16 protein-coding genes are annotated in these 14258 nt (G+C 61.8%); 5 read left to right on the top strand and 11 right to left on the bottom strand.

Annotated features, from left to right (window positions below; genetic code table 11):
• Nucleotides 1–13 precede the first annotated feature (13 nt).
• The 8 genes from MUU54_RS11015 to lgt form a co-directional block, all read right to left on the bottom strand.
• Complete coding sequence (locus tag MUU54_RS11015) at nt 14–265, bottom strand: hypothetical protein (protein WP_247244069.1); 252 nt, start codon at nt 263–265, stop codon at nt 14–16.
• 133 nt (nt 266–398) lie between these two features.
• Entirely contained in the window at nt 399–2669 is a 2271-nt protein-coding gene (locus tag MUU54_RS11010; protein ID WP_247244068.1) for a methyl-accepting chemotaxis protein, read from the bottom strand.
• A 103-nt stretch (nt 2670–2772) separates the two neighbouring features.
• On the bottom strand, nt 2773–3705 hold the full coding sequence (locus MUU54_RS11005) for a ribose-phosphate pyrophosphokinase (RefSeq protein ID WP_247244067.1): 933 nt from the start codon (nt 3703–3705) through the stop codon (nt 2773–2775).
• Nucleotides 3706–3818: 113 nt separating this feature from the next.
• Entirely contained in the window at nt 3819–4571 is a 753-nt protein-coding gene (locus MUU54_RS11000) for a hypothetical protein (protein WP_247244066.1), read from the bottom strand.
• Nucleotides 4572–4654: 83 nt separating this feature from the next.
• Nucleotides 4655–5806, bottom strand: a complete 1152-nt coding sequence (locus tag MUU54_RS10995) for a M24 family metallopeptidase (protein ID WP_247244065.1) — start codon at nt 5804–5806, stop codon at nt 4655–4657.
• 1 nt (nt 5807) lies between these two features.
• Nucleotides 5808–6602 (bottom strand): peptidoglycan editing factor PgeF, encoded by a 795-nt coding sequence (gene pgeF / locus MUU54_RS10990; RefSeq protein ID WP_247244064.1) that lies wholly within the window; start codon nt 6600–6602, stop codon nt 5808–5810.
• 117 nt (nt 6603–6719) lie between these two features.
• Nucleotides 6720–7820, bottom strand: a complete 1101-nt coding sequence (locus MUU54_RS10985) for a class I SAM-dependent methyltransferase (RefSeq protein WP_247244063.1) — start codon at nt 7818–7820, stop codon at nt 6720–6722.
• Between the two features lie 19 nt (nt 7821–7839).
• Nucleotides 7840–8652 carry a prolipoprotein diacylglyceryl transferase gene (gene lgt, locus MUU54_RS10980; RefSeq protein WP_247244244.1) on the bottom strand — a complete coding sequence of 271 codons (813 nt, stop codon included), beginning with the start codon at nt 8650–8652 and terminating at the stop codon, nt 7840–7842.
• 202 nt (nt 8653–8854) lie between these two features.
• On the opposite strand from lgt, the gene MUU54_RS10975 reads away from it, so the two are divergent.
• From MUU54_RS10975 to MUU54_RS10960, 4 genes are all read left to right on the top strand, one after another.
• Complete coding sequence (locus MUU54_RS10975; RefSeq protein ID WP_247244062.1) at nt 8855–9112, top strand: accessory factor UbiK family protein; 258 nt, start codon at nt 8855–8857, stop codon at nt 9110–9112.
• Between the two features lie 403 nt (nt 9113–9515).
• A complete protein-coding gene (locus tag MUU54_RS10970) occupies nt 9516–10016 on the top strand; it encodes a type III secretion system chaperone family protein (protein ID WP_247244061.1) in 501 nt (166 codons plus the stop codon).
• Nucleotides 10016–10834, top strand: a complete 819-nt coding sequence (gene proC, locus MUU54_RS10965) for a pyrroline-5-carboxylate reductase (RefSeq protein WP_247244060.1) — start codon at nt 10016–10018, stop codon at nt 10832–10834. Before MUU54_RS10970 ends, proC begins: the two co-directional genes overlap by 1 nt.
• 7 nt (nt 10835–10841) lie before the next feature.
• Entirely contained in the window at nt 10842–11183 is a 342-nt protein-coding gene (locus tag MUU54_RS10960) for a tRNA-binding protein (RefSeq protein ID WP_247244243.1), read from the top strand.
• 1 nt (nt 11184) lies between these two features.
• On the opposite strand, the gene MUU54_RS10955 is transcribed toward MUU54_RS10960, so the two are convergent.
• The 3 genes from MUU54_RS10955 to MUU54_RS10945 are packed head-to-tail and all read right to left on the bottom strand — an operon-like array spanning nt 11185 to nt 13760.
• Nucleotides 11185–12564 carry an ATP-binding protein gene (locus MUU54_RS10955; RefSeq protein ID WP_247244059.1) on the bottom strand — a complete coding sequence of 460 codons (1380 nt, stop codon included), beginning with the start codon at nt 12562–12564 and terminating at the stop codon, nt 11185–11187.
• A gap of 33 nt (nt 12565–12597) precedes the next feature.
• On the bottom strand, nt 12598–13293 hold the full coding sequence (locus MUU54_RS10950) for a response regulator (RefSeq protein ID WP_247244058.1): 696 nt from the start codon (nt 13291–13293) through the stop codon (nt 12598–12600).
• Nucleotides 13290–13760, bottom strand: a complete 471-nt coding sequence (locus MUU54_RS10945) for a MarR family winged helix-turn-helix transcriptional regulator (protein WP_247244057.1) — start codon at nt 13758–13760, stop codon at nt 13290–13292. Before MUU54_RS10945 ends, MUU54_RS10950 begins: the two co-directional genes overlap by 4 nt.
• A 292-nt stretch (nt 13761–14052) precedes the next feature.
• On the opposite strand from MUU54_RS10945, the gene MUU54_RS10940 reads away from it, so the two are divergent.
• Nucleotides 14053–14241, top strand: coding sequence for a hypothetical protein (locus MUU54_RS10940; RefSeq protein WP_247244056.1), 189 nt, complete (start codon nt 14053–14055; stop codon nt 14239–14241).
• Nucleotides 14242–14258: the final 17 nt, after the last annotated feature.

Raw genomic sequence — 14258 nt, 5'->3', positions numbered from 1 at the left:
TGGCTGCGCCAGTTCAGCGTGGCTCGCCACCCGGCGGATAGGCGGTTTTTTGCTCGAAACGAAACTTGTGCCCGCATTGGCAGCGGACCATATACTTGCGGGGATCGGACGAGGGGAACTCTGCAGAGAAGCCCGTCGGCATCTCGTCGATCTTGAAGTCGCGATTGCCGCCGCGGCGTTCTTCGCTTTCGGAAACCTCTGCAAAGCCCGAATTGCCGCACTGCGAACATTCCAGCTTTCTCGAATAGCGGTCGCGCGCTGCCATCTCTCACTCCGTCTCATTTGTCTGCTGCGCAGAACTAGCTCCGGCGTCTCCAGATGCAAGACAAAAGAAAAAGCGCCGGCTCAAGATTTGGCCGGCGCTTCGAGTTTGGCAGCTCTAGGTGGTCGGCGCGTCCTTACGCCGCGCGGCGCGCCGTGTCTGCACCGCCTTCGCTGACGGAGAAGTGGCTAATCTGCTCGTTCAGCACTTCCGCTTCGTTGGCGAGAGAGTGGGCCGAGGCGGATGTTTCCTCGACCATGGCCGCGTTCTGCTGCGTGACCTGATCGAGGCCGCTGACGGCGGAGTTGATCTCGCCGAGGCGTGCAGACTGCTCGCGGGAAGAGCTCACGATTGCGCCAATATGCTCATTGATGGACTGGATGTTGCCCTGGATATGCTCCAAGCTCTCACCGGTCTTCAGGACGAGGGCCACGCCGTTTTCGACGTCGCTTGCCGATGCGGTGATCAACTGGCCAATATCGCGAGCAGCGGTGGCCGACTTCTGGGCAAGTTCGCGAACTTCCTGCGCCACGACGGCAAAGCCCTTGCCAGCCTCGCCCGCGCGAGCGGCTTCAACACCTGCGTTGAGGGCGAGCAGGTTGGTCTGGAAGGCGATCTGATCGATCACGTCGATGATCTGGCGGATCTTCGACGACGAGCTTTCGATGCGCTCCATGGCCTGGATCGCGTTCTGAACGACGTCGGTGGACGTGTGAGCGCCCTTCAGCGTATCGGCAGCCACGTCGACAGCCGTCTCGCAGCGGGTGAGGGCGCCGTTGACGGAGCCGGTCATCTCGGCGAGGGCTGCAGCGGCTTCCTCGAGTGCGGCAGCCTGACGTTCGGTGCGGCGCGAGAGATCGTCCGAAGCCATCTTCAGTTCGCCGGAACCGGCGCGGATAGTAGTGACGCTATTGCCGATGGAGGCGATCGTCGACTCCAGGCCCGCAAGGGAGTTGTTGAAGTCATGCCGCAGGTGATCGAGCGATGGCGCAAAGGCCTTGGTGATCCGCTGATCGAGTTTCCCGCGCGAGAGGGCTGCAAGGCCGGTGGCGAGGGCAGAGACTGCCTCTTCGATTTCTCTGCTGCTGGCAGCTTTTTCCGCCTCGCGCTGCTGGCGCTCTTCGTCCAGCTCTTCAGACTTACGCGATGCTTCTTCCTCCATGCGCTCCTTGTCCAGCGCACCCTGGCGGAAGGATTCAAGCGCGCGGGCCATGACGCCAACTTCGTCACCCCGCTTGGTGTGTTCGACGACGATCGTCTTGTCGCCGTCGTTGAGACGGTTCATCAGCCTGGCCAGTTCGGTCAGCGGACGGGTGAGACGGGCGGCGATATAGGTGCCGGCGGCGCCCATGATGGCGAGCACGGCAAGCGTTGCAAGGATTGCCCACATCGCGAGGTCGCGCGCGGAGGCCAGGACCTGTGCCTCAGCCTGTCCCATCGCCAGCAAGTGCTTGTCGCCAAACAGCGTCACCGGCTGGTAGGCGAAGAAGAGCGGATGATCGCCGACGGTGGCGAATGCCGAGCCGGCCGACTGGCTGACGGAGGCTTCGGCCAGGGCGGCGGGGATTTCGTGAGACTGCCCGGCGACAAAGGCGCCGCTGCGATAAACGCCCTTGCCGTCGAGCAGCAAGGCTTCGTCGATGGACTTGCCGAATTCGTCCGGCGTGACCGCCCGCGTCAGCTGCTCAGAGGAGATGCGGAAGATCACGGTACCTTTGGTGACCATCTTACCCCAGGAGGCGACGGCAAGCTGCTTGCCGATCAAGGCCGACGGCTTACCCCCATCCGCTTCATAGGGGGCGAACGGGGATGTCTGCACCTCTTCGGCGGAACCTGCCTGGATGCGGGCGACAAGATCGCCGATGGCAGGCACTGCCGACACGTTCTGCAGCAGTTCGCTGCCCTTGGTGACGGAGTAGACGATCGTGCCGTTGAGGTCGGTGACGTAGATGTCGCTGACCCGGGCGTTCTTCCAAGCGCTGGCGATCGTTCCATGGATCGAGCTGTGGTGGATCGCGTAGAGCAGCTTGAGGCCTGCGCCGTCGAAGGCCGCGCGGTCCTCGACCGACTTGCCCGCCTTCTGGTACTCCGCCTTGATGCTCTCTCCCTCGCTCGGGATGACGTTCGTCATTGTCTCGACGGCCTGACCGATTGCCGTGTTCTGCGCGAGGTCGGCGAGCGATTGCGAGATACGGTCCTGATAGTTCTGGAGCGCCTTGGCCTGGTTTCCAGCAACCGACTCGAGCCGGAGCTTGCTTGCTTCGATCAGTCCGTCCTTGCCGATCTGATAGCTCAGCAACCCGACGGACAGGCACGAGACGAAGGTCGCCCCGACCACCAGACCCGCAAATTTAGCCTTGATAGACAAAGATCTGCCGGCGCCGGCAGAACTCGATGACCGCGACATGGCGTGTTTCCCCCACACATACAACAATGGTGGCGAAATCTTTGTCAGACATTCATTGCGGCAATCTTAATGTCCGACTCCCGTATACTGCCGTCGAAAAAGGTCAGTCGAAGAGGCTGGACACCGATTCTTCGAGCGCTGTCCGATTGATCGCTTCGCCGAGCAGATTGGCGGTGGTGACCACGCGGATGTTGGGCGCAGACTGAACCGCCGTCGTCGGCTGGATCGAATCGGTAATCACCAGTTCGCGCAGCTTCGAGGATGTGATGCGGGCTACGGCGCCGCCGGAAAGCACGCCATGCGTGATGTAGGCAGTGACGCTCGTGGCGCCATTTTTCAGAAGCGCTTCCGCCGCATTGCAAAGAGTGCCGCCGGAATCGACGATGTCGTCGATGAGCAGGCAGTCGCGGCCAGCCACGTCGCCGATGACATTCATCACTTCCGATTCACCGGCACGCTCGCGGCGCTTGTCGACGATGGCAAGCGGACAATCGATGCGCTTTGCCAGCGAACGGGCGCGGACGACGCCGCCGACATCAGGGGAGACTACCATAACGTTCTTGACGTCATAGTTCTCCTTCACGTCGCGGGCGAGGATCGGCACGGCGAAGAGGTTGTCGGTCGGGATGTCAAAGAAGCCCTGGATCTGGCCTGCATGAAGGTCGAGCGTCAGGACGCGATCGGCACCGGCCTCGGTGATCAAATTGGCGACCAGTTTGGCGGAAATCGGCGTGCGCGGGCCGGCCTTTCGGTCTTGCCGGGCATAGCCGAAATAGGGAAGAACTGCGGTGATGCGCTTTGCGGACGACCGCCGGAACGCATCGATCATGATCAGCAGCTCCATCAGGTGGTCGTTGGCGGGAAACGACGTCGACTGGATGACGAAGACATCCTCGCCACGCACGTTCTCCTGAATCTCCACGAAGATTTCCTGGTCTGCGAAGCGTCGTACCGTAGCTTTCCCGACTGGAAGATTGAGATAGTTGCAGATCGCATCGGCGAGTTGCCGGTTCGAATTGCCTGCGAAAACCTTCATTTCGGCCCGCCCGTTGTGACGCTGAATGGGCGCCTTTTACCGCCGCACTGAGCGAATGCAAGAGCGTTTCCCGTATGGCCGAGAATTTTATGAACAATCTGTGACCCGGAGCCTCAGCCGGTCTGCGACTGCTTCCATGCCACGTACTCGTTGATCGTCTTGGTGGCGATCGTCTCCATCGTCGAGGGAGGAACCGCTGCCCAGGGATCCTTTGCCGATGTGGGGACCTGCACCTGTCCCTGCAGACGGTGCAGCCGCGCACCGCTGTTGTCGAGGATATCCCAGACATAGACGACGGTGACGGCGCTGGCGTCGCCGAAGGCGGAGAAATAGCCCTTAAGGATGTGGTCGGCGGTGACGTCCCCTGAGGCGCGGATGCTGAGGCCTGCCGCTCGCGCCTGAGCGCCCAGTTGGCGCGACAGTGGCGTCACCGACTGTACCGGCGCCCCGATGATGGGAAGGAAGCGGATCGTGCCGGCAGCCGTTGAGGGGAGTGAGGCGACCTGTGACGGCGAAGCTGCAGCTGGTGCTGGGGGCGGGGCGGCGGCAGCCGAACGAGAGAGCGGGGCGAAGGCTTCAGGACCCGAGGCAGACGGCGATGTCTGCCCAGCTTCCAGAGCCTGCGCCTGTGCTTCCAGAGTGTTTTGCGGCGGGCGGAGATGGCGCGGCTGTTCGACACTCTCGCTCTGATAGGCAACCTGACGATCCGCGCCAGCCAGCACATCTGCTTCCGCTTGGGTGACGGGAGTGGAGGGGCGGAGTCCGCCGCCGACGTCCACCTGTGGTGTCAGGGCGTCAGTCGTGTTGCAGGCGGTCAGCGCGAGCGAAAACAAAGTGGCGCACAGTGCCGTTGCCGATCCTCGCATCTCCACCTCCGTCACTCAGTCCGCCGGTCGAGACCTTATGTGCCACCTTTCCTGCAAGTCAATTCTCCGTTCTGACACAGAGGTCAGTGGACAATGAGGTCGAGCCCATGTCGGGACAGGGCCTGTGGCGCATCCTCCGTGGTGAGATAGGTATGGCCAAGGGTCATCGCGGCGCCGGTGTCGGAATCCATGATGATCATGTGAACGAAGAGGCTCATGTCGGGCAGGATTTCCTGCGGATTGCCGACATGGAACATCTGATGCTCCATCCAGGAGGGCGAGAAGCGGGCGCCGAGCGAGTAACCGCAGGCGTTCAGCCGGTGGCGGGTGAGCCCCCGCTCGTCGAGGATGCGGGCGTGGGTGTCGAAGACATCGCCGAAGGTATTGCCCGGACGAAGCACGCCTTCGATGGCCGTAATGGTCTCCAGGCATGCCCGGTAGAGCTCGCGGTGCCGCGGCGTGGGCTCGCCGATGATCACGGTCCGCATCATGGCCGCATGGTAGTGCGCGCTCGCCCCGGCCCATTCGAGCGTCAGCTGGTCATTTGCATCCAGCGTTCTGCGTCCAGCCTTGTAGCGGCAGAGAAGGGCATCCGGCCCGGAGCCGATGATGAATTCGTTTGCCGGATAGTCGCCGCCGCCGGCAAAGACTGCGCCCTGCATGGCGGCAAGGACAACGGCTTCGCTACCGCCCGCCTTGATCAGCGGCAGGGCAGCATCCAGCGCATCGTCCGCCAATTCGGCGGCGCGACGGACATAGGCGATCTCCGCCCGGCTCTTTCTCAGCCGCAGTCCGCTGACGAGGTAGGAGGCATCGACGATCTGGCCGAAAGAGGACAGCTGGTTGTCGAGGAGCTGTGCGGTGCGACCTGTCATGCCGTGCGTGTCGTATTCGACGCCGATTCGAGACCCCAGCAGGTCCATGTCGTTGAGCAGGTTCTTCAGGTCGAGCGTCGGGTCGGCATTCACCCGGTCCACCCATACGACCACATTCTCGATGATTGAGGTGTGCTTTGCCTGCCGAAGGTCTGCGGAGCGGGTGAGGAGGGTCATCGTGCCGTCCGACTTCACCACCAGCGTCTGAAAGAAGCAGTAGCCGAAGGTGTCGTAGCCGGTCAGCCAGTACATGCTCTCCTGAGCAAAGAGCAGCATAGCCTCCAGCTTTTCCTCGCGCATCCTATTAAGGAGGCGCGTGAGCCTGTCGGAATACTCGCTCCGTTCGAAATGAAGGGCCATCTTAGTCCTCCCTTAGTGCAATTGCAGAAATCTGTCGGCCGTAGTCCGGCTCGCCGCGATGGGTCGTCCGGCGGTAGGAAAAGAACCGCTTTTCGTCGGGATAGGTATCGATGCCCAGGCTGACCGCCTCGACGCCTGCCTCCCGCAGACGACGCACCGTCAGGCCCTGAAGGTCGAAATAGGCCTGCCCCGGCTTTGAGGATGGCGAGAAGAAATGTTCGTACGACGCATCGAAGGATCTGAACCGTTCGACGAACTCCGGCCCGACCTCGTAGCTTTCCGGCCCGATCGATGGGCCAAGGCACGCCAGGATCGAGGATCTTTGTGCGCCGAGGGAGACCATGGCGTCGATCGTGCTTTCCAGGACCCCTCCCAACGCACCTTTCCAGCCGGCATGGGCTGCGCCGATGACGCCGTTCTCGCCATCGCAGAAGAGGATCGGGCCGCAATCGGCGGACAGGACGCCGATAACCACGTCCGGCGACGCCGTCACCATGGCGTCGGCTTTTGGGCGGTCGCCGTCATAGGTGCCATCAACTACCACGACATCGCGCGAGTGGATCTGGTGGACGGTTGCGAGCTTCTCCAACGGCACGCCGAACCAGGCGGCCACGCGACTGCGATTCTCCCTCACGTGCTCGGCACTGTCGTTGGAGCCGATGCCGACGTTCAGTCCCCCGTAGATGCCTTCCGAGACGCCGCCTTGCCTGGTGAAGAAGCCATGACGCACGCGGCCGCGGGCGCGCTCGTTCAGAAGCTCACTCTCGATAGGCGTCGGCGCGTGAGGGTCCTTCATCGGTCGTGGATCTCGCTTGCTTGTGGGGATGAGGAGGCGCGAAATTTGGTCCAGTTGCTGGGCTGCTCCTGTTTAATGTTGGCGCACTCGCCTGCCGGCTGTCAATCCGAGCGGGCGTCAGCCGACCGCACGGAACGGTGCCAGATCCAACGCCGGGGACGAAACTGCCATCGTCTTGAAAAGTTCGCCCATCTTCCCCGCGCCTTCGCCGGCCAATCTGTCGACGGCTGCTGTGATCAGCTTCTTTTCGCCCGGCTCCTTGCCCCTGGCAAGGGCGGAAGCACGTTCGGCAAGACCGAGACCATAGAGGAACTCACCCTGGCGAAGACCGCCGTTCAGGTGAAGTCCGGCGCCGACGGCAACCTTGGCCAAGTCCTCGAAATCCACGTGGCTCGTCAGGTCGGCTTCGCCGGGATGCGCCAGCGGAGGGTCAAAATCATGAGCGCGCACGGCCTGCAGCGTGTCGCCAAAGCCGGAGACCATGTGGCCGTAGTCTATGAGGAGAGCCGTTCCGCCGAAGCGGCGCAGCCGTTCGCAAAGAGCCAGCATGACGGCCTGGCGTGCCGGGGCGAGCTCGAAGATGGTGCCATCCGGAACGGAGGCCGCCGGTGAGGGCAAGACCTGCGGATCGAGGGTCGCCACGCCTGCGGTGAAGACAAGCCCGTCTGCGGCATCGAGGCCGACCATCCTCTCGCGGAAGCCGGTCGGCGTCTTGACGAACTGGCGGATAGGAATGGCGTCGAACAGTTCGTTTGCGGCTATCAGCGTGAAGCCGTCGGGTATCTTTTCAAAGCTCTCGTGCCACCGGACGCGGGTGGAGTGGCTCTCGAGCGTGACGCGCTGGATCCCGCGCAGCCTCTCGCTGGTTTCCACTAGGTGGATCGTCATGCTTTCGTTCATCGACGGGGCGAGCCGTGCGATCACGCGCAGCATGTCGGCCATCATCGTGCCGCGCCCGGGTCCAATCTCAACCAGTTGCACATTCGTGGGCGAGCCGTGCCGCTGCCAGGCATGCACCATGAAGATGCCGACCATCTCGCCGAAGAGCTGGCTGATTTCCGGCGCCGTGATGAAATCTCCGGCAGTCCCGAAGGGTTCGCGCGTGCGGTAGTAGCCATGCTCCGGGTCTGCCAGGCACATGGAGAAATAGTCGGTGACGCTGATCGGCCCTGTGGCCCGAATGAGCGCCTTGATCTTCTGCGCCAGCGGCGTGCTCATGCTTGCACCTCTTCCCGTTTCATGGGGAAGTTGTGCTGACGCGTGTGCGAAGCATCAGCCAGAGCCCCAACCCGACCATGGGCAGCGACAGCAACATTCCCATGGTGAGCCAGCCGAAGGCAAGATAGCCGAGTTGCGCATCGGGCTCTCGAAAGAACTCGACGAAGATACGCGATAAGGCGTAGCCGAAGACAAAGGCGCCAGAGACGAAGCCCGGCCGCTTCAGCGCCTTTGCCAGGAACACGAGTGCTCCAAGGGCCACAAGCAGCAAAAGGCCTTCGAGCGCAGCTTCGTAAAGCTGGCTTGGATGGCGCGCGAAAGGGCCACCTGTCGGGAAGACAACGGCCCAAGGAACTTCGGCGATCCGCCCCCAGAGTTCGCCGTTAATGAAGTTGGCAATCCGGCCGAACAAAAGGCCGAAGGGAACGACTGCGGCGATGATGTCCAGCATGCTGAGCACCGGGATACCGTTGCGGCGGGCAAATAGGATGATGGCGGTGACGGCGCCGATGAAGCCGCCATGGAAGGACATGCCGCCGTTCCAGATCTCGATCGCCCGCACCGGGTTCTGCGAGACGGCCGCGAAATCGTAGAACAGGACGTAGCCCAGCCGACCTCCGAGCACGATGCCGATGGCGACCCAGACCAGAAAGTCGTCGAGGTGCGCCAGCGTGATGGGGGAGCGGTTGCCTGGCCACAGACTGTCCTGCTTGACGATCTGGCGCGCATAGAGCCAGCCGCAGACTATGCCAGCGACATAGGCGAGACCATACCAATGTACCGCAAGCGGCCCCAGCGAGAAGGCGACGGGATCGATGTCGGGGAAGGGCATCAGCGCAAGCAGCTTGAGGCTATCTGTCAAAATCGTGGTGTCCATGAATTTCAGTGGCGGGGAACATGGCTGCAGCCCAAATCTCGGTCAAGGCGAATCTCCGTCGCAGCCGATCCTGCTTGCAAGCCGGCGCGTCAGACCCTACTTCTTTCAGTGAAAAGATGAACGCCTGGCGCAGGCAAGAACGACGGAGCTCACGACCATGTCCAGCGGCACAAACCGAATCCTCGACGACTTCGCCAAGCTGATGACCGATGCCGCGGGTGCTGCGCAGGGACTGCGGCGTGAGGCTGAGACGGCGTTTCAGTCGCAGGCAGAGCGCTTCCTGAACAATATGGACGTCGTCAAGCGTGAGGAATTCGAGGCGGTGCGGGAGATGGCCGCGCGCGCCCGCGACGAGAACGAGGCGCTGAAGGCTCGTATAGAGGCGCTGGAGGCAAAGCTCGCTTCGCAGGGCTAAGCTCTCGAACGCAGGTGCCCTATTGATGAACGGGACCGCGGCGTAAGCCGTCGGTCCCGTTCTCCCATCTGGCATCCGTTAAAAATTCCCTAACATTTTCGAACCTGTGGACATCCTGAAAAACACAGTCCGCAGAGTCAGTTATGACTCGCGGCTTATCCCGTCTCAGAGGAGCTGCAGAAACTCTCCACCGCTAATTGCAGGGCAGGGGGCTGGCGCCGGGACTCTCCAACTATACACTGATTTTAAATGATGATTCGAAACGGCTGGTAAGCTCCGGGCAGGGTGGCAGCGATATGTTGCAGGGGTCGGACGGTCATCTGAACTGGTGTTTCCGGTGGTGCGTTCTGCGTCTCGCGTACTTTCACGAACGTTGCATTGTCCCCGGTCAAGAAGGTGCTGCATGAGCCTCATAGATTTTGCTTTCGAGCGTCAGTCCAATCCGGTCGATATGATCGAGGTCGTCGCGGCTTCCAACGATTGGACGTTCGAGCGCTCCGGCGAAGACGAGATCGCGATGACGGTGGAGGGCCGCTGGGCCGACTACCATGTCTCCTTTGCCTGGATGGAAGAGTTCGAGGCGCTGCATCTCGCTTGCGCCTTCGACATCAAGATACCCGACACACGCGTCAACGAAGTGATCCGGCTGCTGTCGCATGTGAACGGCCAGGTGCTGATGGGGCACTTCGACCTGTGGCGGCAGGAGGATGTGGTGATCTTCCGCCAGTCTCTGCTGCTCGCCGGCGGTGCCGAACCGACCAACCAGCAGGTCGAAGTGCTGCTTTCGAGCGCGCTCGATGCCTGCGAAACCTATTTCCAAGCCTTCCAATTCGTCGTCTGGTCTGGCCTCGACGCCAAGAAGGCGATGGAGGCTGTACTGTTTGAAACCGTGGGCGAAGCGTGATGGCTTCCGCATCGAACGGAACGATTCTCCTCGTCGGGGCAGGGAATATGGGCGGCGCAATGCTGTCCGGCTGGCTGAAGAGCGGAGTGCCAGGGACTATGGTTGCGGTCCTTGATCCGTCTCCGTCCGAGGCGATGCTCCAGCAGATGGACGATGCGGGCGTTCGCCATTTCAGTGCGCCGCCCGAGAAGCTTTCGGCCGAGGCGGTTTTCCTCGCCGTGAAGCCGCAAGTGATGGAGGCGGTGCTTCCGCCCCTCAAGCATCTGGTGTCTGAGCAGACGGTGGTAGTTTCCGTTGCGGCGGGCAAGACTTTGGCGTTCCTGGAAAGCAATCTCGGAAAAATGCCCATGGTGCGCGCCATGCCAAACACGCCAGCCATGATTGGCCGGGGCGTCACCGGTGCGTTCGCCAATCCCAGAGTGTCGGAGGGTCAGAGGGCGCAGGTCGATGCGCTGCTCAAAGTCAGCGGGCCTGTCGAGTGGGTCTCAGACGAAAGTGACATCGATTCTGTTACAGCTGTTTCCGGCAGCGGGCCGGCCTATGTCTTCTATCTCGTCGAATGCATGGCGGAAGCTGGTCGCAAGCTGGGCCTGCCGGCAGATCTCGCGATGCGTCTAGCGCGCGAAACCGTTGCCGGGGCAGGCGAGCTTCTCTATCGTTCGCACGAACCGGCCGATCGGCTTCGCCAGAACGTGACGTCTCCCGGGGGAACGACCGCGGCGGCACTTTCCGTCCTGATGGGGGAAGACGGCATGCAGCCTCTGTTCGACAAGGCTGTTGCCGAAGCGCGGAAGCGAGCACAAGAGCTTGGTGCTTGAGTCAGATATGGCCGAGGAGATTTCATTCGCCGATTTCGAGAAGGTCGATATCCGCACCGGTACGATCCTGGAGGCCCAGCCGTTCCCGGAGGCACGGAAGCCAGCCTGGAAGCTGAAGATCGACTTCGGGCCGGAGATCGGCGTCAAGAAGTCCTCGGCGCAGATCACGGTACACTACCAGCCGGAGGATCTCGTCGGCCGGCAGGTGCTTGCGGTTGTAAACTTTCCACCGCGACAGATCGGTCCGTTCCGGTCCGAGGTGCTGACGCTCGGGTTTGAGGACGAGGCGGGTGCCATCGTGCTGGCTGCGGTCGAGCGGCCGGTGCCGAACGGCCGGAAGCTGATGTAGGTCAGGCGGGCACGCGTACCGTAGCTCTTAGCCCGCCCAGCGGACTATCTGCCAAGGTGACATTGCCGCCGTGAGCGTGGGCGATGTCGCGGACGATCGAAAGGCCGAGGCCGGTTCCCGACTTGTCGACATTGCGCGCTTCGTCCAGGCGGAAGAACGGCTTGAAGACGTCATCTCGCGAACTCTGTGGGATGCCGGGACCATTGTCGTCGAAGGTCAGCGTCAACCAGCGCGCAGTATGCCGGGCTTCTATGTGCAGCTTGTCAGCGTAGCGCTCGCTGTTGCCTGCGAGGTTCTCCACAAGACGGCCGAAGGCGTTGGGCCTTACGGCTATGAAGTCTTCGCCTTCGATCTCGTAGGTCATCTTTTTGCCTTTGAGGCGGAAGTCGCTCTTGACCTTCTCCAACATCTCGCTGAGACGCAACTGGCCAACGTCTTCCTCCGCGTCGCCCTTGGCGAAAGCGAGATAACCTTCCAGCATGCTCTGCATGGCATCCACGTCCTCAGCCATCCCCTGCAGTTCCGGCTTCTCACCGGCGAGCGCCAGCTGGAGCTTGAAGCGGGTGAGGATCGTGCGCAGATCGTGGCTGACGCCCGAAAGCATGGCGGTCCGCTGCTCGATCTGCCGTTCGATGCGCTCGCGCATCAGGATGAAGGCGGACCCCGCCAGACGGATCTCATCGGCGCCTCGAGGAGTGAAGTCCGGCATGCGTTGACCTTTGCCGAAGGCTTCCGCCGCGCGCGCCAGCATCAGGATCGGACGGATCTGGCCGCGAAGGAAAAGCACCGAGATCGCGATCAGTCCGAGCGCGGTTCCAGCCATCCAGACAAGGAAGATGTGTGTGTTGGAGGCGTAAGTCTGGTTTCGTCGGGTAAAGACACGGAGCACCTGGTCCCCTAGCTCTATGCGGATCTCGACAAGGCGGCTGTCTCCGACCGTATCGATCCAGAAGGGGCGTTGGATGCGGCTGCTGATCTGGTCGGCGAGGATGCCATCCAGGATCGAGAAGAAAGGCTTCGGCCTTGGCGGCGGCAAATCGGCCCCCGGCTCGACCAGTATGTTAAGGTCCAGCTGGTCATTGGCGATGCGGGTCACGGTCTGGTAGTTGTCGGCATTGGGGAACTGCTCGATCATCTCGATGATCGCCGCGATGTCGCGCGTCACCCCCTCCGAAAGCCTCTCCGTCACCATGCGCCAGTGCCGTTCCATGAAGACGGCGGCGACAACGGTCTGCAGCAGGATCATCGGGATGATGACGATCAGCACCGACCGCGTGTAGAGCCGCGTCGGGAGCATGCGCTTCAGCCGACGTGTCGAGGTACGCAGGCCAGGGATACGAACCTTGCCGATGTCTCGTTTCAAGCTGTCGAACAGCGCCATCGCCCTGCTGCTCCTGTTCGCGATCTGCCGGCCTTAGTCGATGCTCAGCCGATAGCCGATGCCGCGCACCGTCTGCAGATAAACCGGGTTGGCCGGGTCTTCCTCGATCTTGCGCCTGAGGCGATTGATCTGGACGTCGATCGTACGCTCGCCGACCTCGGCATCCTCGCCGATAAGCTCGTGCCGGGGGATTGTGTCTCCTGCACGCAGCGCAAACAGCAGCATGATCTCCTGTTCGCGGTCGGTCAGGCGGATCTGTTCGGCCGCCCTGCGCAATTCCTTGCGCGGGATAGAGAAGGTGTAGGGGCCAAACATGACCTGCTCGATCTTTGGGCCGTCCGAGTTGCCGTTGCGTCTGAGGATATTGTTGATCCGCAGGACCAGCTCGCGAGGATCGAACGGCTTCGATAGATAATCATCGGCGCCCGCCTCAAGGCCCGCGATCCGCGATTCCGCCTCGGCCTTCGCCGTGAGGAGGATGACCGGGGTGGTCTTGTTCTGGTAAAGGGACTCCGTCAGCGAAAGCCCGGTTTCGCCCGGCATCATCACGTCGAGAATGATCAGGTCGAACTTCAGGCCCGCGAGCTTGCGTCGCGCGTCTGCGGCATCGGCTGCCACGGTTATGCGGAACCCCTGTTCGCTCAGATATCGGCTCAGCAGGTCTCTGATTCGAGTGTCATCGTCCACGACGAGAAGGTGGGCGGCGTCATCGGACAGAACTGGCGTCATGAATCCAACTCGCTTTCAACTGGCGGGAGGGCAGGGTCGCGGCCCCGCATTTCCCGTAAGAAACGCACCACGGCGTCTCGCTCCTGCGGAGCAAGCGCCTGCATGGCGTGTGTGATGCGTCGCGACTGTGGCTCCGACAAGGCCAGCGCCAGTTCTCGACCGGCAAGGGTAGGGTATAGCCGCCGTTGCCGCCGATCCTTCGCGCCAGCCATTTGCCGAATATAGCCCGCCTCGATCAATTGTTTCAGTACCCTTGCCAGGCTCTGCTTGGTGATCTGCAGAATGTCGAGCAGGTCGGTCACCATCATCCCCGGACGACGGGACACGAAATAGACGACGCGATGGTGTGCGCGGCCCATGCCTATCTTGGCGAGGATTGCATCGGGGTCCGATACAAAGTCGCGATAGGCAAAGAACAGGAGCTCGATGGTCTCGAAGTCGATGATCGCTTCGTCGACCACCGGCATTTCAGGCGGGACATTCTTTGGTGCTTTTACCGCCGGTGCGCGTGACACACCCTTTTTCCTTCCCTTGGAGCTTCGGCGGATTAATCCGGTGCCGGCTCGTTACATCCAGTCCCTTCGGGTAAAGCGCGAACGGGCGGAACAATCAACTGCAAATCCGCTGGGGTACGCCGATGACGGGAGGATGATGCCTGGACGAGGCGTCGGTGCGCGAAACTCAGTGCTGCAATGGTGATGGGGGGAACCAACCGGCAGCCACGTTCGTTGCCGTGGCCAAACAGACAGGAAAAAGAAAATGGCCGTGATTTCATTTGAAGATGAGCCCAATGCTGCCAAGCCGGAGACCGCTCCTTCGCACCCGCTGCGCCCCGTGTTCATAGGCGTTCTTGCCGCAAAAGTCGTTGTTGCTGCCTTCCTGCTGGCCACGGTCTCGATGGCGCCACCGGTCTCCGCCGAGGCCAGCTATTACGCGTCGCTGAACTAACTTTTGAATTCGCAGCG

Origin of the sequence: Pseudorhizobium tarimense (genome assembly GCF_022968135.1) — a bacterium.
Classification (GTDB): domain Bacteria; phylum Pseudomonadota; class Alphaproteobacteria; order Rhizobiales; family Rhizobiaceae; genus Neorhizobium; species Neorhizobium tarimense.
Note: the sequence above shows the minus strand (reverse complement) of the source record. Positions and strands in the feature narration are given on the sequence as shown.